Raw genomic sequence first — 24,102 nt, 5'->3', positions numbered from 1 at the left:
GGCGGTTCCGCCGTTGACCGTGGCCGCTTTTTGCCGTAAAATAGAGGTCAGTTTGAGAAAACAGAGAGAACGGAGAACAGTATGACTGACTTTGAACAACGGTATGTGACCGCCCGGAAAGCGGTGATCGCCCGGGATCTGGCCCGGCTGAACCCTATGCAGCGTCAGGGGGCCATGACCACCGAGGGACCTCTCCTGCTGCTGGCGGGGGCGGGCAGCGGCAAGACCACGGTGCTCATCCAGCGGGTCTACAACCTGCTGACCTATGGCCGGGGCAGCGACAGCGACGAGGTCCCCAACTGGGCCACGGAAGAGGATCTGGACTTTTTGGAGCACTTCCCGGATCGGCCAGACGGTGACGAGGTCCGCCGGGTCCACCGGCTCTGTGCCGTGGACGCCCCCCGGCCATGGGAGATCATCGCCATCACCTTCACCAATAAGGCGGCGGGAGAATTGAAGGAGCGGCTGGCGGCCCGTCTTGGCCCCGCCGCCAACGATGTGTGGGCCTCCACGTTCCACTCCGCCTGCGTCCGCATCCTGCGGCGGGACATTGACCGCATCGGCTTTGACAAGGACTTCACCATCTACGATACCGATGACGCCAAGCGGGTCATCAAGGATATTCTGAAGGAGCAGAATCTGGACGAAAAGACCTTCCCCGTCCGCAGCGTTCTCTCCGCCATCAGCGCCTCCAAGGATCGCTACGAGGGGCCGGAGGTATTCCGCAAGAAGGCGGAAGCCGCAAACGATTGGAAAAATACCCGGATCGCCAAGATCTACGCCGCCTATCAGCAAAAGCTCAGCACCGCCAACGCGCTGGACTTTGACGACATCATTTACCACACTGTCACATTGCTGCAAAAGGAGCCGGAGGTGCTGGACTACTACCAGAAAAAGTTCCGGTATGTGCTGGTGGACGAGTATCAGGACACCAACCACCTGCAATACCTCCTCACCGGCCTGCTGGCCGGAGGACACCGGAACCTCTGCGTGGTGGGCGACGATGACCAGTCCATCTACCGCTTCCGGGGTGCTAACATCGAAAATATCCTGAACTTTGAAAAGCAGTACAAGGACGCACGGGTGATCCGACTGGAACAGAACTACCGCTCCACCCAGCACATTCTGGATGCCGCCAACGCCGTCATCAAGAACAATGAGGGCCGGAAGGGCAAGACCCTCTGGACGGACAACGGCAGCGGCGACGTGGTGACGGTAAAGACCAGCTTCAACGAGGGAGACGAGGCAAACTTCGTGGCCGGGGACATCCTCATGGGGGTCAACCGGGGACGGAACTTCCGGGATACCGCCATTCTCTACCGGATGAACGCCCAGTCCAACGCACTGGAATACGCCCTGAAGCGCAACGCCATCCCCTATAAAGTTGTGGGCGGCATGAAGTTCTTTGACCGCGCCGAGGTCAAGGATATGCTGGCCTACCTCTGCGTGCTGAATAACCCTATGGACGATCTGCGGCTCCGCCGCATCATCAATACGCCCACGAGGGGCATCGGCGCAACCACTATGGACAAGGTGGCGGAGCTGGCGGCAGAGCAGGGGGCGTCTCTCTATGAGATCATCCGCAACGCCGATTTGTTCCCCACTTTGAAAACGGCGGCAGGCAAGCTGACAAAGTTCGCCGACCTGATCGACGGCCTGCGCCGGGCCGGAGGGACGCTGGCCCTGCCGGAATTTTACGATGAAGTCCTGAACCAGACCGGCTACGTCCGGGCGCTGGAGGAGAAAAAGGACATGGAGAGCCGGGGCCGCATCGAAAACGTGCAGGAATTGAAGTCCAACATTCTGGGCTTTTTGGAGCAGGACCCGGAGGACGCCACCCTGTCCGGGTTCCTGAACGAGATCGCCCTGTACACGGATCTGGACAGTGTGGAGGCGGATGACAACTGTGTGACCATGATGACCATTCACTCTGCCAAGGGCTTGGAATTCCCGGTGGTGTATGTGGTGGGCATGGAGGAGGGGATCTTCCCCGGCACGGCCTCCATGTATGACGAGGAAGAACTGGAAGAAGAACGGCGGCTGTGCTATGTGGCCATGACCCGCGCGCGGGAAAAACTGGTGATGACCAACGCCCGCCAGCGGATGCTCTACGGCCGCACCAGCGCCAACAAGTCCAGCCGCTTTTTAGACGAGATCCCGGCGGAGGATATGCGCTGGGAGAGCAAGCCGGAACCGAAATTCGGCACCTATGACGAGGACAGCTTCGGCGGCAGCCGCTGGGGCGATGATTTTGGCGGAGGTTCTTTTGGCGGCAGTTCTTACAGCGGAAGCTCGGGCCGTTCCGGCGGTTATGTCAGCGGCGGCGTCCATACCTACAAGAGCACCAAACCCACGGCCCAGACCCTCCGCACCAGCAGCCGGGGCAGTACCCCTGCCGCACCGTCGGTGGGACTGATCCAGCTCAGTCAGGGAGACCAGGTGGAGCACACCGCTTTCGGCAAGGGCACTGTGGTGTCGGTAAAGCCTATGGGCGGCGACGCCCTGGCGGAGGTGGCCTTCGAGGGCGGTACGAAGAAGCTGATGCTGAAGGCCGCCGGAAAGCATCTGAAAAAACTGTAAAACCGTCTGTAAAACAGATTTTTCTGCCAAATAGTTCAAAAACCGTCCCCGGAGGCTTTCAAGCCTCCGGGGACGGTTCGTATATCGCTTAAGTTTTGGACTGTTTGGCGGGGAGACGGCCATAGATCCGGGTCATCTCACGGATGTCACCGATCAGCTTTACCGTCAGTTCACCGGGAAGGAGCCGCCACTGCCAGTTGTCCCGGCCTGTGCCGGGGGTGTTGATCCGGCTGCCTTTGCCCAGCTCCAGCCAGTCCTGCATCTGGGCCACGAACAAGGATGCGGGGGAGGTCATGCCGCCCCGGAGCACACCTCGGTTGAAGCCCTCCCGCTCATTGAGCCCCAGATACTGCACGGCAAAGTCGATCTCCTCCGGCTCTGCCTCCTGACGCCACAGGGCCAGCGGGGCGTTGTCATGAGTCCCGGCATAGCACACGCAGTTCTCTACGCAGTTGTGGGGGAGATAGGCGCTGTCCGCTGTGGGGGAAAAGGCAAATTCCAGAACCCGCATCCCCGGCAGACCGGAATCCGCCAGCAGCTTCATCACGTCGGGAGAAGGCTCACCCAGATCCTCTGCGATGAAGCGGATGCCCTGGAACCAGCCGGTGAGGACGTTCAGCAGATCCAGTCTTGGCCCCTTGACCCAGCGGCCGGTTTTGGCGGTCGGAGAACCGTAGGGCACCGCCCAATAGCTGGCGAAGCCCCGGAAATGGTCAATGCGGATCACATCATACAGTCTGGCGGCGCCGTCCACCCGGCGGATCCACCAGCCGAAGCCGTCCCGCTTCATGGCGTCATAATCGTAGAGCGGATTGCCCCAAAGCTGGCCGTCCTTGGAGAAGTAGTCCGGCGGAACACCGGCCACCTCTGTGGGAACGCCCCGGCTGTCCAGACGGAACATGGATCGTTCCGCCCAGACGTCAGCGGAGTCCATGGCCACATAAATAGGCAGGTCGCCGATGATACCGATGCCAAGGCTGTTGATATAGGACTTCAAGGCGGTCCACTGGCGGAAGAACAGAAATTGGATATAGGTGAACAGTTCCACATCCTCCCGCAGCAGCTCCCGGTACCGGGCCAGAGCCGCAGGATCGTGGAGCCGGACAGCCTCATCGGGCCATTCCTGCCAGGGCTTCATGCCGAAATGCCGCTTGAGGGCCATGAACAGAGCGTAGTCCGGCAGCCAGGAGGCGTTTTTCTCTGTAAAGCCCGCCACCGCGCCGCTATCCCGCATCCAGCCCCGTTCCGCAGCCTTTTTCAGCAGGTCCAGACGGTTTTCATAGAGCTTGCCGTAGTCCACATGACGGGGATCTTCTCCCCAGTCCCGGTCACAGACCTCCTGCTCCGTCAGAAGCCCATCCTCGATCAACAAATCCAAATCAATGAGATAGGGATTGCCCGCATAGGAGGAAAAACTCTGGTAGGGGGAATCGCCGTAGCTGGTGGGACCGAGGGGGAGCATCTGCCAGTACCGCTGACCGGCGGCGTGGAGCAGATCGGCAAAGTCATAAGCCGCGAGGCCCATAGTGCCGATACCGTAGGGGGAGGGCAGAGAAAACAGGGGCAGCAGAATACCGGAGGAACGTTCCATAGGATCAGCCTTTCCCGGCGTCGGAGACGCCTGTGTACACAAATTTTCCCTTATTGTAAAGCTTCTTGTAAAAATTGTCAAAGGGAGGACCGGACGCCTTGACGGATACGGTATTCTGGTATAAAATCGGCAAAAAAGAGGGCGGCGCCAAAGCCTCTTGACAGCGGCACCGAATCCCGGAGAAACCGATTGCGGCGGATGGAAAGGGGAACGATCTATGAGAATCGTAGTCAAGGTGGGGACCTCCACACTGGCCTATGCCACCGGGCGGCTGAATATTCAGCGGGTGGAGCGGATGTGCAGAGTGCTCAGTGACCTGAAAAACGCGGGCCACGAGATTATTTTAGTGTCCTCCGGCGCTATTGCCATGGGTTTCGGCAAGCTGAACCTCCGGGAGCGGCCCCACGATATGCCAACCAAGCAGGCGTCGGCGGCAGTGGGACAGTGCGAACTGATGTATGTGTATGACAAGCTGTTCACCGAATACAATCATACGGTGGCCCAACTTCTGATCACCGCACCGGACATTGCCGACGGCGGCAGCCGGAAGGAGAACTTCCACAACACCCTGGACCGCCTGTTGGAGCTGGGGGCCCTGCCCATCATCAACGAGAATGACACGATTTCCACGGAGGAGATCGCCGTGGGCGATAATGATACCCTTTCCGCTGTGGTGGCCGCCACAACGAGAGCGGAGCTGCTGATCCTCCTGTCGGATATTGACGGTCTGTATGACAGCGATCCCCATAAGAACCCGGATGCGAAGCTGATCCATGAAGTGTCGGAGATCAACGGGAAAATCCTCTCTCTGGCGGGGGGCAGCGGCTCCGAACTGGGCACCGGCGGCATGGTGACAAAACTCCATGCAGCGCAGATCGCCACGGAGGCAGGCTGCGAAATGGTGATCGCCAACGGCTGGAACCCGGATCTGCTGTACGGCATCGTAGGGGGAGAACCCATCGGCACCCGATTTTTGGCAAAGAAGGTGAGCAAATGACCACATTGGATATCATTCGGAAAACGAAAGCCGCTTGGAGCGCCCTCCGGGACGCGGACGCGGAGACGAAAAACCGCCTCCTGACCGCCATGGCGGACAGCCTCGTGGACCACACGGCGGAGATCCTGACCTGCAACGAAACGGATCTGGAAGCGGCACGGGGCCACATTTCCGATGTGATGCTGGACCGGCTGCGGCTGGATGAGGGCCGCATCGCTGCTATGGCGGAGGGTATCCGGGCCACGGTGAAGCTGCCGGATCATACCGGACGTATTTTGTCGGAGACACACCACGCCAACGGTATGACCATCTATAAAAAGCAGGTGCCCTTGGGACTGGTGGCGATCATTTACGAGAGCCGCCCCAACGTCACCTCCGATGCGGCGGCACTGACAGTGAAAAGTGGCAACGTCTGCGTTCTCCGCAGCGGGAAAGAGGCCGTCCGCACCTCCACCGCCATCGTAAAGGCGCTGAAGCAGGGGATTTCCGCCGTGGGCGGCGACCCGGACATCGTGAATATTCTGGAGGATACCAGTCATGAGAGCGCCCGCGTTCTGATGACGGCGGACGGGCTGGTGGATCTGCTGATCCCCCGTGGCGGGGCGGGACTGATCCGGGCCTGCGTGGAGCAGGCGACGGTGCCCTGCATCCAGACCGGCACCGGTATCTGCCATGTATATGTGGACGAATACGCCGATTTGGACAAGGCGGTGAAGATCATTGTCAACGCCAAAACCAGCCGCCCCTCCGTGTGCAACGCCGAGGAGGTGTGTCTGGTCCACAGAGCCGTGGCGGAGCGATTTTTGCCCATGCTGCGGAAGGCGCTGACGGAGGATCGGACAGCCGCGGGGCAGATCCCCGTGGAGCTGCGGCTGGATCCAAGGGCTGCCGCCGTGATTCCCGGAACACCGGCTGGCCCGGCGGATTTCGACACGGAATTTTTGGACTACATTTTGGCGGTCAGGGTAGTGGACAGCGTGGACGAGGCGATCGAACATATTCAGGCCCACTCCACCCACCACAGCGAGGCCATCGTGACGGAGAACGACGCCAACGCGGAGAAATTTGTCAACGGGGTGGACAGCGCGGCGGTGTACGTCAACGTCTCCACCCGGTTCACTGACGGCGGCGAGTTCGGCCTTGGCTGCGAGATGGGAATTTCCACCCAGAAGCTCCATGCCCGCGGCCCGATGGGGTTGGACGAGCTGAGCACCTATCAATACATCATTCGGGGCAGCGGACAGACCCGGTAAGGAGAGGCGTATGGCATATCAGTATGAGGCCGGTTTTATCGGCGCTGGAAATATGGGCGGCGCGCTGGCGCGGGCAGCGGTGAAAACCGTGGGCGGGGCGGCGGTGGCCGTGGCTTGCTCCACGGCGGAACACTCCGCAAAGGCGGCGGCATCCATCGGCTGCACCGCGGAGACGGCGGAAGCGATCCTGCGGGAGAGCCGATTCGTGTTTTGGGGAGTGAAGCCCCAGATGTTTGCCGGTGTGGCGGCAAAGCTGGCAGAGGACATTGCGGCGTCTGACGCTGTTTTTGTCTCCATGCTGGCGGGCGTCAGTCTGGACCGCTTGGCGGAGATGCTGGGCGGAGAGAAGAAGATCATCCGCATCATGCCAAACACCCCCAGCGCCGTGGGACAGGGGCTGATGCTGGTGTCGGCAAATGACCGTGTAACGGCGGAGGAACTGGCGGCCTTCAAAGCTCTGATGGCAGAATCCGGCTTGCTGGATGACCTTCCGGAGCATCTGATCGACGCGGCCAGCGCCGTGTCCGGCTGCGGCCCCGCCTATGCCTACATGTTTGTGGAGGCATTGGCAGACGGGGCGGTGAAGTGCGGTGTGCCCCGTGCCAAGGCTATGCGGTACGCCGCCCAGATGCTTCTGGGCAGCGCGTCCCTGCTGCTGGAAACGGGAGAGCACCCCGGCGCTTTGAAGGACGCCGTGTGCAGTCCCGGCGGCAGTACCATCGCCGGTGTGGCGGCGCTGGAAGATCGGGGATTCCGTGGGGCGGCGATCGCAGCTGTGGAAGCGGCCTATCGCCGAACAAAAGAATTAGGATAAAAAATTCCGGGTGCACTGCACCCGGAAATTTTTTGACCTTCATTCAATTAGCCGTTCCAGGAACACAAAAGTTGGAGGCCCATAGCGATGATCCACATATACGCGCAGGTCTTGGGAATCATCAGCAGGCCCACCTTGGGTTTCGTTTTGCTGAACAGCGTAACGGGCAGATAGCAGCCGAAGGAGATCAGGATGGCCGCCACCATTTTCGTCATGTGATACCCTCCGGCGTTCCCGGAAATGGCGTACAGGATAATGACGCCGATGCCGGTGACGGCGAATACACCGTTCCGGAGGATGGACAGCTTCAGATTGCCCTCGTCTGTGCACCAGTTGTTCTGGGGCAGCAGGCACACGGCGATCCGGATGATGGCGGAGGCCCAGATCATCACCTCCACAGCCGCAGGAGCGGTAAAGTCCGGGAAGGTGAGCTTCCAGATGAACAGCAAGATCACATAGAACGCCGTCATCGTGATGGAGGAGATCTGCAGGCCGGTGCCCATCAGATGCTTGATCTTGGGGGTGCTTCCACGGAACGCCCGGAAGATCCGGGGAACGAGGTGGAAGGCATCGCCGCCGCAGAGGGTCAGGGTCAGGATGCCGTAGAGAACAAACAGGGGGCGGCCCTGCGCCATGGCGAAAAATACGATGCCTGCTACGAGGTCGAACAACAGATATATCGTATCAAATATGGCCTCCATAATATCGGGCATTTTGGGCTGATAGGTTTTGTGATCCATGTTTTTATCCTTTCTGTTTGATGCATGCTTCTGCATTGCTGCATACCTGTTGGAATACGCGCTTGCAAACGGCGATGTCCTCCGGCGTCAGGCCCCGGAGCATCTGCTCCGTGAACTGCCGCTGGGCCAGAAGTCCGTCCCGGACGATCTCATTTGCCGGTTCCAGCAGATCAAGCTCAATGTGCTTTTTGTTTACCGGGTCTGTCTTTTTTGCGATAAAGCCCCTGTCCTCAAGAGTTTTCAGTGAGGTGGACACATGGGACTTGGTGGATTTCCGGACCCTGACGATATCTGCCGCCGTGCGATACTGGGGATTGTTGTGCAAAAACATCAGAATATCATATTCCAGATGCTTGAGCTGATATTTCTCGCACACGGACGACATCAGAATCTCATAATACCGCGTGATGGTTTTATGCTGATCCCAAAAGTGCATAGGTTCTCTGTCAAGAACAAAATTTTGGCAAAAAACGGTGCACCGCAGACTGCCCGTATGGGCGGGGGCAGTCTGCTTTTCCCGGCCAGCCGCCATATTGATTCTGCCGACAGGCTGCGGTCAAAACGAAAACCCCCGGCAGGCATCGTAAATACGATCGCCTGTCGGGGGTTCTGCGGGGTCAGCCGTTTCTCTCAAAGGAGAGGAGCGGCTGACCGCTGCGATTTTTCTTTTGCGGATGATCCGTTGGGATCAATAGCACTTGCGGTAGATGGCCTCTTCGCTCTCCAGATCGAAGGGATAGTAAGCGTTGGTCATCAGGCGCTGCTGGTTGGTCTCCACGGACTGGGGGAAGATCTTGAAGTCAGCCTCAGTGAAGCCGCAGTCACGCAGGGGACGCAGAGGCAGGATGCGCTGCAGCAGAGCGTTCATCTCGGGGATGGCGTCCTTGACCTCGCAGCCGAGGATGCGGGCCACCAGCTCCTTGAACTTCATGATCTCGCCGTCGGGCTTGTTGGCATCATAGTAGTCCATGATGGCGCCGAAGAGCATGTAGTTGGACTCGCCGTGAGGCACGTGATAGGTGCCGCCCAGGGGGAAGCTCATGCCGTGGACAGGGCCGCAGCCAGCCTTCAGGAAGGCAATGCCGGCGTAGAAGGAGGCGGTGACGAACTCATCCAGATACTCAAAGCGGGCGTCCTTACCCTTCTCGTCGATGAGCTTGAAGCCCTTGAGGATCATGTCCATGGCCTTCTCGCTGAACAGCTCGGAGGTCATGGTCTTGCGGTGGGGGCTCAGGAAGGACTCGGTTGCGTGGACCAGCGCGTCGATGGCGGAGCAGGCGAAGGGCTTGTAGGGCAGGGTCTTGAGCAGGTCGGGGATCAGGCACACCTTGTTGGGGATGATGTCATCGGACACCAGGCCCAGCTTGGTTTCGCCGCCGGTGAGCACGCCGTCCTTCTCGTCCTTGACGATGGCCACGGAGATGTTAGTGCACTCAGAGCCGGTGCCGCAGGTGGTGGGGATGGCGATGACGTCCTTCTCGTGGACCACGGGGAAGCGCTTGAAGTACAGGTTGTGGACGGTGTCGGGACGCTTGCAGCCCAGCAGCTTGCACAGGTCCATGATGGCGCCGCCGCCCACAGCGATGACACGGTCATAGCTGTCATAGGGGATGGCGTCATACATGGTCTGGATCATAGCCTCGGAAGGCTCGCCGGCGCCGAACTTCTCCTGGAACACGAAGTTGCACTTCAGGCCCAGTTCCTTCATGAAGGGGGTGTAGATGAACTCGTTGGTCAGAACCACGTCCCGTTCACCCAGCTTGAACTCCTCAGCCATCTGAGCGAAGGTCTGGAACTTATACACGGTGGGAGCAAAGACAATCTCTCTCTTGTCAGCCATCAGAGAAGCGGAAAATGCATCCATGATTGAAATCTCCTTTTAATTGATTTAAGTGATACAGGCGGGATCTTCGGGGAGACCCCGCCGGATATCCGAATTACTTGCGGCTGATCGCCTTTTTGACGGCAGCCACGATATTGGCGGCACGGAGGCCGTACTCATCCATCAGGAAGTCCTGAGGACCGACCTGACCGAACAGATCCTGCACGCCCACAAACTCCTGAACGGTGGGGCAGTTCTTAGCCAGGCAGTTGGAAACCACGCTGCCCAGACCGCAGGTGACGTTGTGGTTCTCGGCGGTGACAATAGCACCGGTCTCCTTGGCGGCCTTGATGACCAACTCCTCGTCCAGAGGCTTCCAGGTGAACATATCGATCACGCGGACGGAAATGCCTTCCGCCTGGAGGGCCTCATAAGCCTTCAAGGACTCGTCCACCATGATGCCGGAGGTGATGATGGTGGCCACGTCCTTGTCGCTCTCGTGGAGCACAACGCCCTTGCCGATGGGGAACTCGGAACCGTCCTCATAGACCTTGACGATGCCCTTGCGGACAAAGCGGGTATAGGTCACGCCGGAGGTGATGCCGGGCAGCTGACGGGTGATGCACTCCAGCTGGGCATAGTCGGCGGGATCCAGCACCACGGTCTCGGGGATGCTCAGGTACATAGCGGCATCCTCCAGAGGCATATGGGTGCCGCCGTTGAAGGCAGCGGTCACACCGGCGTCGGAGCCCAGCACGTGGACGGGCAGACCGGCATAAGCGGCGGACATATAGATCTGGTCATAGCAGCGGCGGGAGGAGAAGGTACCGAAGGAATGGAAGAACACCTTTTTGCCGGCGGCAGCGAGGCCCGCAGCCACGCCGGCGCCGTTGGCCTCGGCAATACCGGCCTCAAAAGCGCGGTCAGGATAGTTCTTCCTCAGCATCTTGGTGTTGATGCAGCCCATCAGATCGCAGTCCACATAGACGATGGACTTGTCCTCGGCCATCATTTCGTTCAGAGTCAGGGCCAGCGCGTCGCGGCAGGCGCGGGAGTCCTTTTCATGCTTACCAATTACTTTCACACTCATTACTCGCACCCTCCTTTAAGCGTTCTTGACAGCTTCCAAGGCCTTCTCGGAAGCGGCGATGGCCTCGGCCCACTGCTCCTCGTTGGGCTGAGAGGAGTGGTCATGCTTGGGCTCGGCAAAGGTAGCGCCCTTGCCCTTGCAGGTATCCAGCACGATGCAGCTGGGAACGCCCTTCTTGGCGTATGCGTTCTGAATGGCGTCATAGATCGCCTGAACGTCATGGCCGTCGATCTCCTGCGTGTACAGGCCGAAGGACTCCGCCTTCTTGGCCAGATCGCCGTGAGCCAGAATGTCATCGGTGGGGCCGTCCAACTGATAGCCGTTTTTATCGATGAAATAGATCAGGTTGTCCAGCTTGTGGGCATAGGCGAACTGGAAGGACTCCCAGACCTGGCCCTCGTCCGCCTCACCGTCGCCGATGACGCAGAAGACGTGGTTGGTGCGGCCGTCGATCTTGTTGCCCAGAGCGGCGCCGGCAGCGGTGGAAGCGCCCTGGCCCAGAGAGCCGGTGGTCAGATCCACGCCGGGAGTCAGCTTGCGGTCAGTGTGGCTGGGGAACTTGGTGTGGGGCTGGTTCAGGGTGTAGGCCTCCTCCATGGGATAGAAGCCCATGAGACCGAAGGTGGCATAAGCCACGGGACCGGCGTGGCCCTTACTGAGCACCAGCCAGTCGCGATCCTCCCAGCGGGGGTTTTTGGGATCGAACTTCATGACCTCACCGTACAAAACGGCCATCAGGTCTGCCAGATCCATGGAACCGCCCACGTGACCGAAGCCCCGGGAGTGGATGACCTTCAGGGTCTCCAGCCGGATCTCAGCCGCCAGAACGTTGCACTTTTTTACATCCATGTAACACGCATCCTTTCTGCTTGCTTTGATGAAAAAATGAAGTAAAACAAGGAAATAACGGTATGTGTACGCTTCCAATTTTAGATAAAATAACACGTTCCGGAAAATGAATACAAGTAATCGTTTTCCGGGACTCCCGACAAAGAGCGCGCCGTACGCAGAACTTATGAGACAGCGCGATCAGCCATTGAAAGGAACATACTTTCCTGACTCGTATTCTAACCCAAAACATGGCGTTTCGTCAACAGATGTTTGCTTTTTAACAATGAAAAACACCTATTAAAAATGTACGTTCGGACGGGAATTGGGGCATAAATTCGGCTAAACAGGGCACAATCTTATAGAAGAACAAAAACCATCGGCTTTTTCCACAAAAAGCCGATGGTTTTTTCTACATGTGTGAAATTAGGGATATCAGGGCAGCTTCAGATCGCCGTCCTTCACCCAGCCGGCCTTGCGGCAGAGCTGGTTGATAAGGGGGCACAGAATGGCGGGGAGGATGAAGGAGATCAGGATCAGGCCCGCCCAGTCAAAAGCGGTGGGGTTCATGGCGATGGCACCATTGGCCAGAGCCTTTTCACTGGGAGCCACCCAACCGGTCCACACGCCCAGCTGGCCGCACAGGCCGCAGGTGCCCATACCGGAGTTGATGGCCGCGCCGTTCATTTGCAGACGGAACAGGCAGGTGGCAATGGGGCCGGTAATGGCGGAGGTGACGGTAGGGGCGATCCAGACGCGGGGGTTTTTCACGATGTTGGGCATTTGCAGCATGGAGGTGCCGAGGCCCTGGCTCACCAGACCGCCCCAGCCGTTCTCCCGGAAGCTCATAACGGCGAAGCCTACCATCTGGGCGCAGCAGCCAGCCACAGCCGCACCGCCTGCCAGACCGGTGAGGCCCAGTACGGAGCAGATGGCGGCGGAGGAGATGGGCAGGGTCAAGGCCACGCCTACCAGCACGGACACCAGAATACCCATCAGGAAGGGCTGAAGCTCCGTGGCCTGCATAATGACCATACCGAAGGCGCTGGCGGCGGTGCCGATGGGCGGGGCGATAACATAGGCCGTGCCTACGCCGATGAGGGTGGTGACAATGGGAGTCACCAGAATGTCGATCTTCGTCTCTTTGCTGACGGCCTTGCCGCACTCCGCAGCGATGATCGCCACAAACAGCACGGCCAAGGGGCCGCCCGCGCCGCCCAGCAGGTTGCAGGCATAACCCACAGCCGCCAGAGAGAACAGCACCAGCGGGGGCGCCTGCAAGGCGTAGCCGATGGCAATGGCCATGGCGGGACCGCTCATAAAGGAGGTCAGGCCGCCGATGGTGTAGGGAACCTTTTCCCCGATCTGGGCGGTGAGGAAACCGATGTGGAACTGCGTGCCCAGCGTGTTGAGGATGGTGCCGATCAGCAGGGAGCAGAACAGGCCCTGTGCCATAGCGCCCAGGGCATCAATGCCATAGCGCTTGGCGGAAAAAACGATGTTTTTGCGCTTCAGGAATGCGTTTACCTTTTCCATGAGAATACTCCGTATCGATCAAAAATAGTGTGTCAGACTGGTGTCTTGACACCTGTCCAACACACTATACACGGAATCGGTATGCTTGTCAACAGAAAGTTTTATCCCTCCAGCAGGAAGCCTGCCTGCCGCAGGGCGTCCAGTACCCGCCGGTAAGCGTCCTCACTGGGGCAGAGCAGCGTGTGAAGGTGGATGCCGCCGGTGAGAACGGAGAGAGGCTGGGCGGTGCGGCTCCGGGCGATGAACTGGGCCACATCGTATCGGCTGGAAAGCTGCAAGGGGCCGGTGAGCTGGCCGTAAAGAGGGTGTTCCACGATAACGTCCACCACGGTGCAGCCATTGTCCACCATAGTGTTCAGCTCTACCTCCATGCCTGCCTCGTCATGGCGGACAGCTACCCGGCGGGTGAGACCGGCTGCGGCGGCATTTTGCAGGCAGTACCCCCGGGGGGTGGCTAAAATGTCCGCGCCTCCGGCCCGCAGCAAGGCAATGTCTCCTACGATGATCTGGCGGCTGACAGATAGCTGGCCTGCCAGCGTCGAGGCACTGACCGGCTGAGCAGACTGCCGCAGCAGCTTCAAAATCGTTTCTCTGCGTTCCTCCGCGTGCATACGATACCCCTTTCAAACTTGTCTTGACAGCAGTATACCACGGGGAAGCGGCTTTGAAAAGAGGCGGGGAGAAAAAACCGCACGTCCAAACGGACGTGCGGTTTGAGACTGTCGATAAAGTGGTAAATTCTCCGCGACGGTAAGGAAAGGTGTGCGCGGGAAACCCAAGAAGGGTGTCCTGCGCCATTAAAATCCTAAGTTTTCAGAACTATTATAAAGTTCTGAAAACTTGCTCAGCGGGGCGAAAAGACTTTTTCGACACGCTGAAACCGCACGTCCAAACGGACGTGCGGTTTATGCTGCGAAAATGGAAAACAGTAAAGGCTTCATGCCAGATGGAAAGGAACCATGCGGACTTTGCTCCCTCGCATCTCCCGTCCCACTCGCGTCAGAATCCGGCGAAGCAAATCTGACGCGAAAGAGGAGGAGCAAGGAAGAAAACGAGGGTTTCGCCGTCAGGTGGAAACGGAGTGTACGAACTTTGCTCCGACGTTTAGCCTCCCAGATACGCCTTCTTGATGGCGGGAGAGGCCAGCAGTTCCGCGCCTGTGCCGGTGGTGACGATCTTTCCAGTTTCCAGTACATAGCCCCGGTCAGCCACGGACAGGGCCGCCTGCGCATTCTGCTCCACCAGCAGGATCGTGGTGCCGGCCTTGTGGAGATTTTTGATGATGTCAAAGATCTGCTCCACCAGAATGGGGGCCAGGCCCATGGAGGGCTCGTCCAGCATCAGCAGCTTGGGGTTGGACATCAGTGCCCGGCCCATGGCCAGCATCTGCTGCTCGCCGCCGGAGAGGGTACCGGCCACCTGCTTGCGGCGTTCTTTCAGGCGGGGGAACTGTTCAAAGACCCGCTCCATATCGGCGTCGATGTTGCCGCCCCGGCGGGAGAAAGCACCCATGTCCAGATTTTCCTGCACAGACATCTGGAGGAAGATCCGCCGTCCCTCGGGGACCAGCGCCAGTCCCTTGGAAACAACCTTATGGCTGGGTACATGGTTCAGAGGCTCGCCCATGAACTCGATATGGCCGGTCTTGCTGTGGAGCAGGCCGGAAATGGTGTTCAGAGTGGTGGACTTGCCGGCGCCGTTGGCACCGATCAGGGTCACGATCTCGCCCTCATTGACCTCAAAGGAGATGCCCTTGATGGCGTGGATGCTGCCGTAATAGACGTTGATATTGTCAACCTTTAAAATGGTGCTCATGCTCACGCCTCCTTCTGTTTGCCCAGGTAGGCCTCGATGACCACTGGGTTGGACTGGATCTCTTCGGGGCTGCCCTTGGCGATGACACGGCCGAAGTTCAGCACGCAGATGCCCTCGCAGATGTTCATGACCAGATTCATGTCATGCTCAATGAGCATAATGGCGATCTGGAACGTATCCCGGATCTTGCGGATGTTCTCCATCAGTTCCGCAGTTTCGGAGGGGTTCATACCAGCGGCGGGCTCATCCAGCAACAGCAAGGAGGGGTTGGTTGCCAGCGCCCGGACAATTTCCAGACGGCGCTGGGCGCCGTAGGGCAGGGAACCGGCCTTGACATTTGCCAGATCCTGCATATGGAACAGGCTCAGCAGCTCCAGCGCCCGCTCGTGTGCCACCTTTTCCTCCTTCCAGAAGCTGGGAAGGCGGAAGATGCCGCTGACCATGCTGTACTTCATCTGAGCGTCCATCGCCACGGTGACGTTTTCCTCCACCGTCAGGTCGTTGAACAGGCGGATGTTCTGGAAGGTACGGGCGATACCGGCCCGGTTCACCTGAGCGGTGGTCATGTTGTGGGTGTCCTGCCCATCCAGAAGGATAGTGCCGTGAGTGGGCTGATACACCTTGGTCAGCAGGTTGAACACCGTGGTCTTGCCCGCGCCGTTGGGGCCGATGAGACCGGCGATCTCCGTCCGGCCGATCATGAGGTTGAAATCGTCCACGGCCTTCAGGCCGCCGAAGGTGACGCCCAGATTGATGCAATTGAGGATGGGACGCTTGCCGATGTCACGCTCCGGGATCACAGCGCCGGAGGGGACGGGAACCAGTTTTCCGAACATATCAGGCAGCCTCCTTTTCTTCCTTCTTGCCGGGCTTGAGCCGGGCGAAGAAGCTTTGCAGCGTGGGGTTGTGGGTCGCCAGCATGACGAGGATCAGCACGATGGCGTACACCAGCATCCGGTAGTCGGCAAATTCCCGGAGGGCCTCCGGCAGGATGGTCAGCGCCGCGGCAGCTACCAGGCTGCCCCAGATGTTGCCAAGACCGCCCAGCACCACAAACACCAGCACCAGGATAGAGGTGTTGAAGTTGAATTTAGCGGCCTGGAGAGAAGAATAGTTCAAGCCGTACAGCGCACCGGCGGCACCGGCCAGAGCAGCGGAGGTGACGAAGGCCATGAGCTTGTACTTGGTGGTGTTGATGCCGATGCTGGAGGTGGCGATGCGGTTGTCCCGCAGGGCCATGATAGCCCGCCCGGCCCGGCTGTGCTTCAGATTCAGCACGATGAACAGCGTCACCATCACCAGAATGAAACCGGCAGTGAAGCTGGCGATGGTCTTGACGCTGGCGGTACCCTGCGCACCTTTGATGATGGCGATGCCGGTGTCGCTGAGGCCAAGATCCTCCACGGTCTTGTTGCCGGTGAGGTTAAAGAGGATATGGAGACCATTTTCGTCATGGCCCACGATGAGGCAGGTCACAAGCTCCTTGATGATCTCGCCGAAGGCCAGAGTCACGATGGCCAGATAGTCGCCCTGAAGCCGCAGCACGGGAGCGCCCACGATGAAGCCGGCCACGGTGGCGAACAGCGCACCCACGATCATAGCGATGGTCAGCCGCAGACCGGCGGAGGGGACCACATCCAGCAGGCTTTGAGAAGCGATGACGCCTGCGAAGGCACCCACGCTCATAAAGCCCGCGTGACCCAGACTCAGTTCGCCAAGGATGCCCACCGTCAGGTTCAGGGACACAGCCATAGACATATAGCAGCAGATGGGGACCAGCAGGCCGGTCATGGAACGGTTCAGAACACCGGCCTTGCTGAGAGCGGTCATCACAAGGAAAAAGATGACCATGCCCAGATAGGTGGAGAAATTCACCACATTGGTTTTACTGATCTTTCGTTGTTTCATCCTGCTCACCTTACACTTTCTCGGGCACGATCTTGCCCAGCAGACCGGCCGGCTTCACCAGCAGGACCACGATCAGAACGGCGAAAACGATGGAGTTTGCCAGCTGGGTGGAAATATAGGCCTTGGCCAGGGCTTCGATGATGCCCAGCAGCAGGCCGCCCAGAAATGCGCCGGGGATGGAGCCGATGCCGCCGAACACGGCGGCGGTGAACGCCTTGATACCGGGCATGGAGCCGGTGGTGGGCATCAGAGAGGTGTTGAAGGAGCACAGCAGCACACCGGCGATGGCCGCCAGAGCGGAGCCGATGGCAAAGGTTGCGGAAATGGTGGAGTTGACGTTGATGCCCATGAGCTGGGCCGCGCCCTTATCCTCGGAGCAGGCACGCATGGCCTTGCCCATCTTGGACTTGCTGACGAAGGTGGTCAGCGCCAGCATGATGACGATGCAGGCGGCGATGGTCAGCAGAGAGATGTAGGAAATGGTGAGCTGGCCGTTGAAAAGTTGCACAGCGCCTGCGACAACGGGAGGATAGGTCTTGGCGGCGGCCTTCCAGATCAGCAGAGCGGAGTTCTGGAGGAAATAGCTGACGCCGATGGCGGTGATCAGTACTGCCAGAGAGGGGGCGGAGCGCAGAGGCGCATAGGCCAGCCGCTCGATCACGATGCCGAGGACGGTGCAGGCGATCACTGCCAGCAGGGTGGCCACGATGGGGGGGAGATTTAAATAGTACATGGAGCAGAAGGAAACATAGCCGCCGATCATAATGATGTCGCCGTGGGCGAAGTTCAGCATCTTGGCGATGCCGTACACCATGGTGTAGCCCAGAGCGATGATGGCGTAAATGCTGCCCAGGCTGATGCCGCTGATCAAATAGGACAGAAATTCCATGGGGCAATACCTCTTTTCTCTTTATAGAATATGGAGTGGAGCCTTCCATGACAGAAATACGGGCGGAGGGAGCGCCTCTGCCCAGATTTCCGCCATGGAAACAGCGGAAGAGGACAGGGACCTGAACACCGCAGGGGGCAGCCGGGGAAGGCCCCGGCTGCCGGTCCTTGCGGTCAGCGTTCAGGTGTGAGACATTAAGCCTCGGGCAGGACGTACTCGCCGCCCTTGATGACATAAGCGGTAGGAGCCTTGGAGACCTGACCCTCAGCGTTCCAGGTCATGTCCTTGCCGGTGAGACCGGAGTAGGAGATCTGGGTCATCTGAGCCACCAGAGCCTCGCAGATATCGGCGCTGCTCATATCAGCGGTGCAGCCGGCCTTTTCCAGAGCTTCCTTGACAATGTAGACACCGTCATAAGCGTCAGCGGCGAACTGGTTGGGGGTCACGCCGTCATTGGCAGCGGTGTAAGCTTCCACGAAGGACTGGGTTTCGGGAACGGTAGCGGAGAAGGGAGTCAGGAGCATCAGGCCCTCAGCCAGAGAGGGATCGAAGCCTTCCATGGTCAGGATGCCGTCCATGCCGTCCACGCCGAAGAAGGTGGGAGCGTAGCCCATGGCCTTGGCCTGAGCCAGAACGATGGAAGCGGGCTGATAGTAGATGGGCATGAACACCAGATCGGCGCCGTTGCTCTGGGCACCGGAGAGCTGGACAGAGAAGTCGGTGGCGGTATCGTTGGTGAAGGTGCCCTCATAGACAACGCTCATACCCTTTTCGGTGGCTTCCTTCACGAAGGTATCGTGGATGCCCTGGGAGTAGGCGTCATCGTTGCGGTACAGCACGGCGATCTTGGCGTCCGGCATGTTCTCGGCGATGTAGTCAGCGGAGGAAATGCCCTGGTTGGGGTCGGTGAAGCAGACCTGGAACACATTGTCCTTGCCGGCGGTCACGTCCACAGCGGAAGCGGAGGGCGTGATCATGAAGGTGCGCTCGCTGTTGCAGACATCAGCCACAGCCATGGAAGCACCGGTGGTGGTGGGGCCGACCAGAACCTGCATGCCCCAGTCCATCAGCTTGTTGTAGGCGTTGGTGGACTTTTCGCCGTCGGCCTCATCATCCTCGCCCTTGAACTCAAACTTGATCTTGGAGTCGCTGGCGTTGATCTCATCGACGGCCAGCTGGGCGCCGTAGACCACGGCTTGGCCGTAGATGGCGTTGTCGCCGGTCAGGGGGCCGATGGAACCCAGCTTAAAGGTCTGGACCTCGTCGCCGGACTGGGCGGAATCAGAATCGCTGGAATCGCTGGAGCTGCTGGAATCATTGGAACTGCTGGAACCGCAGGCGGCCAGGCTGAACACCATAGTCGCGGCCATAACAAAGGCTAACAATTTCTTTTTCATATTGGATCTCCTTTTCATCAAAACGAAATCAGATTTATATGGGGCTTTCTCCGCTCCGCCGGCCGTGCGGAATACGGGGGAAGTCATACAAAAAAGCGGCCCCGCCACTGGCGGAGCCGCTTTACTGTATCAAACAGTTAAATCGCTAACTCATTACACCAGGGCGTATTCACTTCCTGAATAATCAGACCTACGACCAGTACCAGAATCGCAATCAAGGCGATGGCACGCAGGCTAATAATCAGGCCGCAAATAATAATGGACGCCATAATAATGGCGTCCATAATAGCGATCATAGCAGTATTGGCAGTATGAGAAGTGCAAGCGGTATGTGCGCAGGAAGAGCCAGCGTTCGCACTGGGAGCGGACGCAGAAGTATTCTTCATTTCCATGTTGTAAAAACGATTGAACATCATCTGGATCGCTCCTTTCTGCCTGAATTATGGGCTTATTGTAATCCCGCGGAATTGAATTGTCAACAGGAAAGCGCATGTGAAAATGGATAAAGATAAGGGGGAAGGCATAAAAGCTGAGGGCGTTTTATACAAAATTCCGGAGTGAGGGCGGATTTTCCTAAGATTTTGTGAGAAAGACAAATGGCCGCGGCAGGGAATATAAAAAGAGAGAACCGCTTGCGGACAGACCCGGAACGCGGTATAATGCAGGCAGATCAAAACAGGAGGGAACCTATGTTTGCTTTTAACCATTTTAATTTTAATGTGACGGATCTGAATCGGTCCATCGCTTTTTATCATGACGCGCTGGGGCTGGAGCCGGTCCGCAGAAAGGAAGCGGCAGACGGCAGCTTTATCCTCACGTTTCTGGGGGACGGGAAAACGGAGTTTCAGCTGGAACTGACCTGGCTCCGGGATCATCCCCAGAAATACGATTTGGGCGAGTGCGAATTCCACTTGGCTCTGGCGGTGGAGGATATGGAGAAGGCTCACGCTCTCCACGAAAAGCTGGGCTGCATCTGCTACGAGAACCCGGCCATGGGTATTTACTTTATCTCTGATCCCGACGGTTACTGGATCGAGATCATTCCTACCAAGTGAGGAGCACGCTATGACGAATTGTGAGGACTGCGTTTATTATGAGTACGATCCGGAAGCGGATACCAATTACTGCGAGGCGGATCTGGATGAGGACGAGATGGAGCGGTTCCTCCGTTCTGCCAATGACAGCTGCCCCTTTTACCGCCCCGGTGACGAGTACCGGACGGCCCGGCGGCAGTAAGGGACCGGACAGGGAAAGCCGGGACGGTGGCCCCGCGTTCCCGTTGGCCGAAGCTGAGGGGGAAGCCTTCCCGCTCCGGAGGTGACGCAGGAATGAAATGGGACAGGCCCGCATATCTTATCCTATCGAAGCGTTCGCTTGACGGACGGAGAAAAGTCTGGTATCCTGACATGCGTAAAAGGAAGCGGCTTGCGCCATCAGGGTGCTGCGCGGTTTGCCATCCCGGATGAAGGACCTGGGCCGCGTGGGAAGAAGCGGGACTTTTGCTGTCTGACGCGGCGAAAGTGCCGCTTTTGCCGTATTTGGAGTTCTATCGAATTTGTACGGAGGATACCATATGAAAACCATCGCACTCCTGACCTTTATCGCGGTTTACGCCCTGCTGCTTTTACTGCCCAAGTACCGGGCGGTGTCCGCCCTGTCCGCGGCGGCGCTGTTCCTGCTCCTGCGGATCGTGCCGCTGGGGGACGTCGCGGGAACGGTGGACTGGAATGTGCTGATGATGCTGGCGGGCACCATGGGGACTGTGGATCTGTTCATCCGGTCCAATATGCCAAACCGCCTGTCGGACCGGCTGGTAGCGGTGCTGCCCAGCGTGAAGTGGCTCATCATCGCGCTGGCACTGTTCGCGGGGCTGGTATCCGCCTTTGTGGATAATGTAGCCACGGTGCTGATGCTGGCTCCGGTGGGACTTGCCATCTCCAAAAAGCTGAATATTTCCCCGGCGCAGCCGATCCTGGCCATTGCCGTCAGCTCCAACTTGCAGGGCGCGGCTACGCTGGTGGGAGATACCACGTCCATCCTGCTGGGCGGCCACATGGGACTGGATTTCATGGACTTTTTTGTCTACCGGGGCCGCCCAGGCCTGTTCTGGGTGGTGCAGGCCGGGGCGCTGATGACGGTGCCGGTGATGCTGTTTCTGTTCCGGAAGGAAAAGGGCAAGCTGTACGGCGCGGCACTGACGCCGGTGACGGACTATCTGCCTACCTGTCTGCTGCTGGGAACGGTGCTTTCCCTGATCGCCGCGTCCTTTATCCCCAACAAACCGGAGATCACCAACGGCCTGATCTGCATGACATTCTTCCTGGCGGGGCTTGCGGCGGAGTGCGGCAGGTACGGCACAGCCCTGGCAAAGGACGTGCTGAAGGCCATCGACTATGAGACATTAGCGCTGCTGGCAGGATTGTTCTTGGTGATCCGGGGCATTGAACGGGCGGGGATCATCGATGATCTCAGCTATATCATCACGGGAATGGGCGGCGGAAACCTGTTCCTGACCTATACCATCATCGTCTGGGCTTCGGTGCTGATCTCCGCCTTTGTGGACAACATCCCCTATACGGCCACCATGCTGCCGGTGGTAGGCGGCGTGGCAGCCGCCCTTGGGGTGGATCAGACGGTGCTGTGCTTCGGACTGCTGGTAGGCGCGACGCTGGGCGGCAACCTGACTCCTGTGGGAGCCAGCGCCAATATCGCCGCCTGCGGTATTCTGCGCCGGGAGGGCTATGAGGTCTCGGCGGGGCAGTTCATGCGGATCGGCGTGCCCTTCACACTGACGGCGGTATTGACCGGATATGTACTGTGCTGGCTGTTCTATGCCGGTCTGGGTGTCTGAACGCCGATTTGAACGGTTCGTAAAAGGAAAAAGCAGCTCACCTGCATTGCAGGTGAGCTGCTTTTTTAGTCTACAATATCGACGGAAACCTTAACGCCGGTGCGCTGGGCGTAAGACCGGACCACGGTCCGGATCTCCTTGGCGATGCGGCCCTGACGGCCGATCACCTTCCCCATATCATCAGGGGCGACGCGCAGCTCCAACGTCAGTTCCTGGTCGCCCTGAACCTCCGTCACGGAGACGCTGTCAGGATCGTCCACCAGGTTTCTGGCGATGTAGAGCAGCAAGTCCTTCATGCTCCGCCCTCCGGATTAGAGGACGTCCACTTTTTTCAGCAGAGCTCTCACGGTGTCAGTGGGCTGAGCGCCGGACTTGATCCACTCCTTGGCGCGGTCAGCGTCGATCTTGATATCGGCGGGAGCCACGCAGGGATTGTAAGTGCCGATCTCCTCGATGAAACGGCCATCGCGGGGGAAACGGGAGTCAGCGACAACAACACGATAGAAAGGAGCCTTCTTGGCGCCCATGCGGCGCAGTCTGATCTTAACCATTGATAGTACCTCCAAAATGTAATAAATAGATTGATGTTTTTATAATAAATGTCCGGGTTATGACATCTAATATACGGTTTATTTCTTTTTGCGCTTGCGCAGGCCGCGGCCATGTCCCAGACCGCCGAACCCAAAGCCGGGCTTCCGCCCGCCGGTGACCTGCTTGATGATCTGCTGCATTCCCTCAAATTGCTTCAGCAGCCGGTTTACATCCACAACATCCAGACCGCAGCCGGCGGCGATCCGCTTTTTCCGGCTGGCGCCTAAGATCTGAGGATTTTCTCGTTCCTCCGGGGTCATGGAGAGGATGATGGCCTCCGTGTGGGCGATGGCCTTTTCATCGATCTGTGCACCCTGAAGCTTACTGCCGAGATTGCCGGGCATCATACCTGCCAGCTGGCTGAGGTCGCCCATATTCCGGATCTGCTGGAGCTGGTCGAAATAGTCCGACAGGGTAAAGCTGTTTTTCTTCAGCTTTTCCTCCAGCTTTTTGGCCTGCTTTTCGTCATAGGTCTGCTGTGCCTTTTCGATGAAGGACAGCATATCGCCCATGCCCAGAATCCGGCTGGCCATGCGGTCGGGATGGAAGGGCTCGATCATATCCAGCTTTTCGCCGGTACCTACAAATTTGATGGGTTTGCCGGTTGCGGCCTTGATGGAGAGGGCTGCGCCGCCGCGGGCGTCGCCGTCCAGCTTGGTGAGCACCACACCGTCGATGCCCAACGCCTCGTCAAAGGCGGAGGCGGCGTTGACGGCGTCCTGACCTGTCATGGCGTCCACCACCAGCAGGATCTCGTTGGGATGGACGGTTGCCTTCATCCGCTTCAACTCGTCCATGAGGGCTTCGTCCACATGGAGCCGGCCGGCGGTATCCAGGAACACCAGGTCATTGCCATGATCTCTGGCATAGCGTAGGGCGTTTTCAGCAATTTTTACGGGATCGCCCTGTCCTTCTTCAAAAACCGGGAGATTCAGCTGTCCGCCCACTACCTTCAACTGCTCAATAGCGGCGGGGCGGTACACGTCGCAGGCGGCCAGCAGGGGCCGCTTACTGTGGAACTTCTTCATATAGCCCGCCAGCTTGGCGGTGGTGGTGGTCTTACCGGCGCCCTGAAGACCCACCATCATGACGATCGTGGGGCCGTTGTTGGCGAAAGCCAGCTTGGCGGTGCCGCCGCCCATGAGGTTCGTCAGTTCCTCGTTGACGATCTTTACCACCTGCTGAGCGGGCGTCAGGCTGTCCAGCACGTCAGTGCCCACAGACCGCTCCGTTACGGTGGCCACGAATTCCTTGACCACCTTGTAGCTCACGTCGGCTTCCAGCAGTGCCAGACGGACCTCCCGCATGGCTTCCCGGACGTCATTTTCCGTCAGCCGGCCTTTGCCCCGCAGGCGCTTAAAGGCCGCATTCAGTTTTTCACTCAGTCCCTCAAATGCCAT

Annotated in this window: 24 protein-coding genes; 7 read left to right on the top strand and 17 right to left on the bottom strand. The window is 58.7% G+C overall.

Annotated elements, in window-relative coordinates:
• Positions 1-81: 81 nt before the first annotated feature.
• Complete coding sequence (locus H8Z83_RS14360; protein WP_187015674.1) at positions 82-2,580, top strand: ATP-dependent helicase; 2,499 nt, start codon at positions 82-84, stop codon at positions 2,578-2,580.
• Between the two features lie 88 nt (positions 2,581-2,668).
• On the opposite strand, the gene malQ is transcribed toward H8Z83_RS14360, so the two are convergent.
• Positions 2,669-4,171, bottom strand: coding sequence for a 4-alpha-glucanotransferase (malQ, locus tag H8Z83_RS14355; RefSeq protein ID WP_187015673.1), 1,503 nt, complete (start codon positions 4,169-4,171; stop codon positions 2,669-2,671).
• Between the two features lie 217 nt (positions 4,172-4,388).
• Here malQ and proB point away from each other — a divergent pair, with 217 nt between their 5' ends.
• Genes proB through proC form a run of 3 tightly spaced genes read left to right on the top strand, consistent with a single transcriptional unit; the run spans position 4,389 to position 7,235 of the window.
• Positions 4,389-5,168, top strand: a complete 780-nt coding sequence (proB, locus tag H8Z83_RS14350) for a glutamate 5-kinase (RefSeq protein ID WP_187015672.1) — start codon at positions 4,389-4,391, stop codon at positions 5,166-5,168.
• Positions 5,165-6,421: a glutamate-5-semialdehyde dehydrogenase gene (locus tag H8Z83_RS14345; RefSeq protein ID WP_187015671.1), complete on the top strand. Its 1,257-nt coding sequence runs from the start codon at positions 5,165-5,167 to the stop codon at positions 6,419-6,421. The genes proB and H8Z83_RS14345 overlap by 4 nt, the downstream gene beginning before the upstream one ends.
• Positions 6,422-6,431: 10 nt before the next feature.
• On the top strand, positions 6,432-7,235 hold the full coding sequence (gene proC, locus H8Z83_RS14340; protein ID WP_187015670.1) for a pyrroline-5-carboxylate reductase: 804 nt from the start codon (positions 6,432-6,434) through the stop codon (positions 7,233-7,235).
• 47 nt (positions 7,236-7,282) lie between these two features.
• Here proC and H8Z83_RS14335 read toward each other — a convergent pair whose 3' ends face one another.
• The 13 genes from H8Z83_RS14335 to H8Z83_RS14275 all read right to left on the bottom strand — a co-directional run bounded on the left by H8Z83_RS14335 (position 7,283) and on the right by H8Z83_RS14275 (position 19,676).
• The gene (locus H8Z83_RS14335; RefSeq protein WP_187015669.1) at positions 7,283-7,975 is read right to left on the bottom strand and encodes a hypothetical protein; all 693 of its coding nucleotides are present in this window, start codon (positions 7,973-7,975) and stop codon (positions 7,283-7,285) included.
• A gap of 4 nt (positions 7,976-7,979) precedes the next feature.
• Positions 7,980-8,411: a MarR family winged helix-turn-helix transcriptional regulator gene (locus H8Z83_RS14330; protein WP_187015668.1), complete on the bottom strand. Its 432-nt coding sequence runs from the start codon at positions 8,409-8,411 to the stop codon at positions 7,980-7,982.
• Positions 8,412-8,663: 252 nt separating this feature from the next.
• Positions 8,664-9,839: a 4-hydroxybutyrate dehydrogenase gene (locus H8Z83_RS14325; protein ID WP_187015667.1), complete on the bottom strand. Its 1,176-nt coding sequence runs from the start codon at positions 9,837-9,839 to the stop codon at positions 8,664-8,666.
• A 73-nt stretch (positions 9,840-9,912) separates the two neighbouring features.
• Positions 9,913-10,887: a transketolase family protein gene (locus H8Z83_RS14320; RefSeq protein ID WP_187015666.1), complete on the bottom strand. Its 975-nt coding sequence runs from the start codon at positions 10,885-10,887 to the stop codon at positions 9,913-9,915.
• 15 nt (positions 10,888-10,902) lie between these two features.
• Positions 10,903-11,736 carry a transketolase gene (locus H8Z83_RS14315; protein ID WP_187015665.1) on the bottom strand — a complete coding sequence of 278 codons (834 nt, stop codon included), beginning with the start codon at positions 11,734-11,736 and terminating at the stop codon, positions 10,903-10,905.
• Positions 11,737-12,150: 414 nt separating this feature from the next.
• Complete coding sequence (locus tag H8Z83_RS14310) at positions 12,151-13,251, bottom strand: PTS sugar transporter subunit IIC (protein ID WP_187015664.1); 1,101 nt, start codon at positions 13,249-13,251, stop codon at positions 12,151-12,153.
• Positions 13,252-13,352: 101 nt separating this feature from the next.
• Positions 13,353-13,862, bottom strand: a complete 510-nt coding sequence (locus tag H8Z83_RS14305) for a transcription repressor NadR (protein WP_187015663.1) — start codon at positions 13,860-13,862, stop codon at positions 13,353-13,355.
• Positions 13,863-14,355: 493 nt separating this feature from the next.
• Complete coding sequence (locus H8Z83_RS14300; protein ID WP_187015662.1) at positions 14,356-15,066, bottom strand: ABC transporter ATP-binding protein; 711 nt, start codon at positions 15,064-15,066, stop codon at positions 14,356-14,358.
• Positions 15,067-15,068: 2 nt separating this feature from the next.
• Entirely contained in the window at positions 15,069-15,902 is an 834-nt protein-coding gene (locus tag H8Z83_RS14295; protein ID WP_187015661.1) for an ABC transporter ATP-binding protein, read from the bottom strand.
• A gap of 1 nt (position 15,903) precedes the next feature.
• The gene (locus tag H8Z83_RS14290) at positions 15,904-16,974 is read right to left on the bottom strand and encodes a branched-chain amino acid ABC transporter permease (protein WP_187015660.1); all 1,071 of its coding nucleotides are present in this window, start codon (positions 16,972-16,974) and stop codon (positions 15,904-15,906) included.
• 10 nt (positions 16,975-16,984) lie between these two features.
• Positions 16,985-17,863: a branched-chain amino acid ABC transporter permease gene (locus H8Z83_RS14285; protein ID WP_187015659.1), complete on the bottom strand. Its 879-nt coding sequence runs from the start codon at positions 17,861-17,863 to the stop codon at positions 16,985-16,987.
• 194 nt (positions 17,864-18,057) lie between these two features.
• Positions 18,058-19,260 (bottom strand): ABC transporter substrate-binding protein, encoded by a 1,203-nt coding sequence (locus tag H8Z83_RS14280; RefSeq protein WP_187015658.1) that lies wholly within the window; start codon positions 19,258-19,260, stop codon positions 18,058-18,060.
• A gap of 137 nt (positions 19,261-19,397) precedes the next feature.
• A complete protein-coding gene (locus H8Z83_RS14275; RefSeq protein ID WP_187015657.1) occupies positions 19,398-19,676 on the bottom strand; it encodes a hypothetical protein in 279 nt (92 codons plus the stop codon).
• A 273-nt stretch (positions 19,677-19,949) separates the two neighbouring features.
• Here H8Z83_RS14275 and H8Z83_RS14270 point away from each other — a divergent pair, with 273 nt between their 5' ends.
• From H8Z83_RS14270 to H8Z83_RS14260, 3 genes are all read left to right on the top strand, one after another.
• Positions 19,950-20,315 carry a VOC family protein gene (locus tag H8Z83_RS14270; protein ID WP_187015656.1) on the top strand — a complete coding sequence of 122 codons (366 nt, stop codon included), beginning with the start codon at positions 19,950-19,952 and terminating at the stop codon, positions 20,313-20,315.
• A gap of 10 nt (positions 20,316-20,325) precedes the next feature.
• Positions 20,326-20,496 (top strand): DUF6472 family protein, encoded by a 171-nt coding sequence (locus H8Z83_RS14265; RefSeq protein ID WP_187015655.1) that lies wholly within the window; start codon positions 20,326-20,328, stop codon positions 20,494-20,496.
• Positions 20,497-20,833: 337 nt separating this feature from the next.
• Positions 20,834-22,111: an ArsB/NhaD family transporter gene (locus H8Z83_RS14260; RefSeq protein ID WP_187015654.1), complete on the top strand. Its 1,278-nt coding sequence runs from the start codon at positions 20,834-20,836 to the stop codon at positions 22,109-22,111.
• 65 nt (positions 22,112-22,176) lie between these two features.
• Here the strand turns inward: H8Z83_RS14260 and H8Z83_RS14255 are convergent, their stop codons facing one another.
• From H8Z83_RS14255 to ffh, 3 genes are all read right to left on the bottom strand, one after another.
• Positions 22,177-22,407, bottom strand: a complete 231-nt coding sequence (locus tag H8Z83_RS14255; protein ID WP_187015653.1) for a KH domain-containing protein — start codon at positions 22,405-22,407, stop codon at positions 22,177-22,179.
• Positions 22,408-22,422: 15 nt separating this feature from the next.
• Positions 22,423-22,662, bottom strand: coding sequence for a 30S ribosomal protein S16 (rpsP, locus tag H8Z83_RS14250; RefSeq protein WP_187015652.1), 240 nt, complete (start codon positions 22,660-22,662; stop codon positions 22,423-22,425).
• Between the two features lie 78 nt (positions 22,663-22,740).
• On the bottom strand, positions 22,741-24,102 hold the full coding sequence (ffh, locus tag H8Z83_RS14245) for a signal recognition particle protein (protein WP_187015651.1): 1,362 nt from the start codon (positions 24,100-24,102) through the stop codon (positions 22,741-22,743).

It is taken from the genome of Dysosmobacter segnis (assembly GCF_014297285.1).
GTDB lineage: Bacteria > Bacillota > Clostridia > Oscillospirales > Oscillospiraceae > Oscillibacter > Oscillibacter segnis.
The sequence above is the reverse complement of the archived record's forward strand: the minus strand, read 5'-3'. Positions and strand labels throughout refer to the sequence as shown.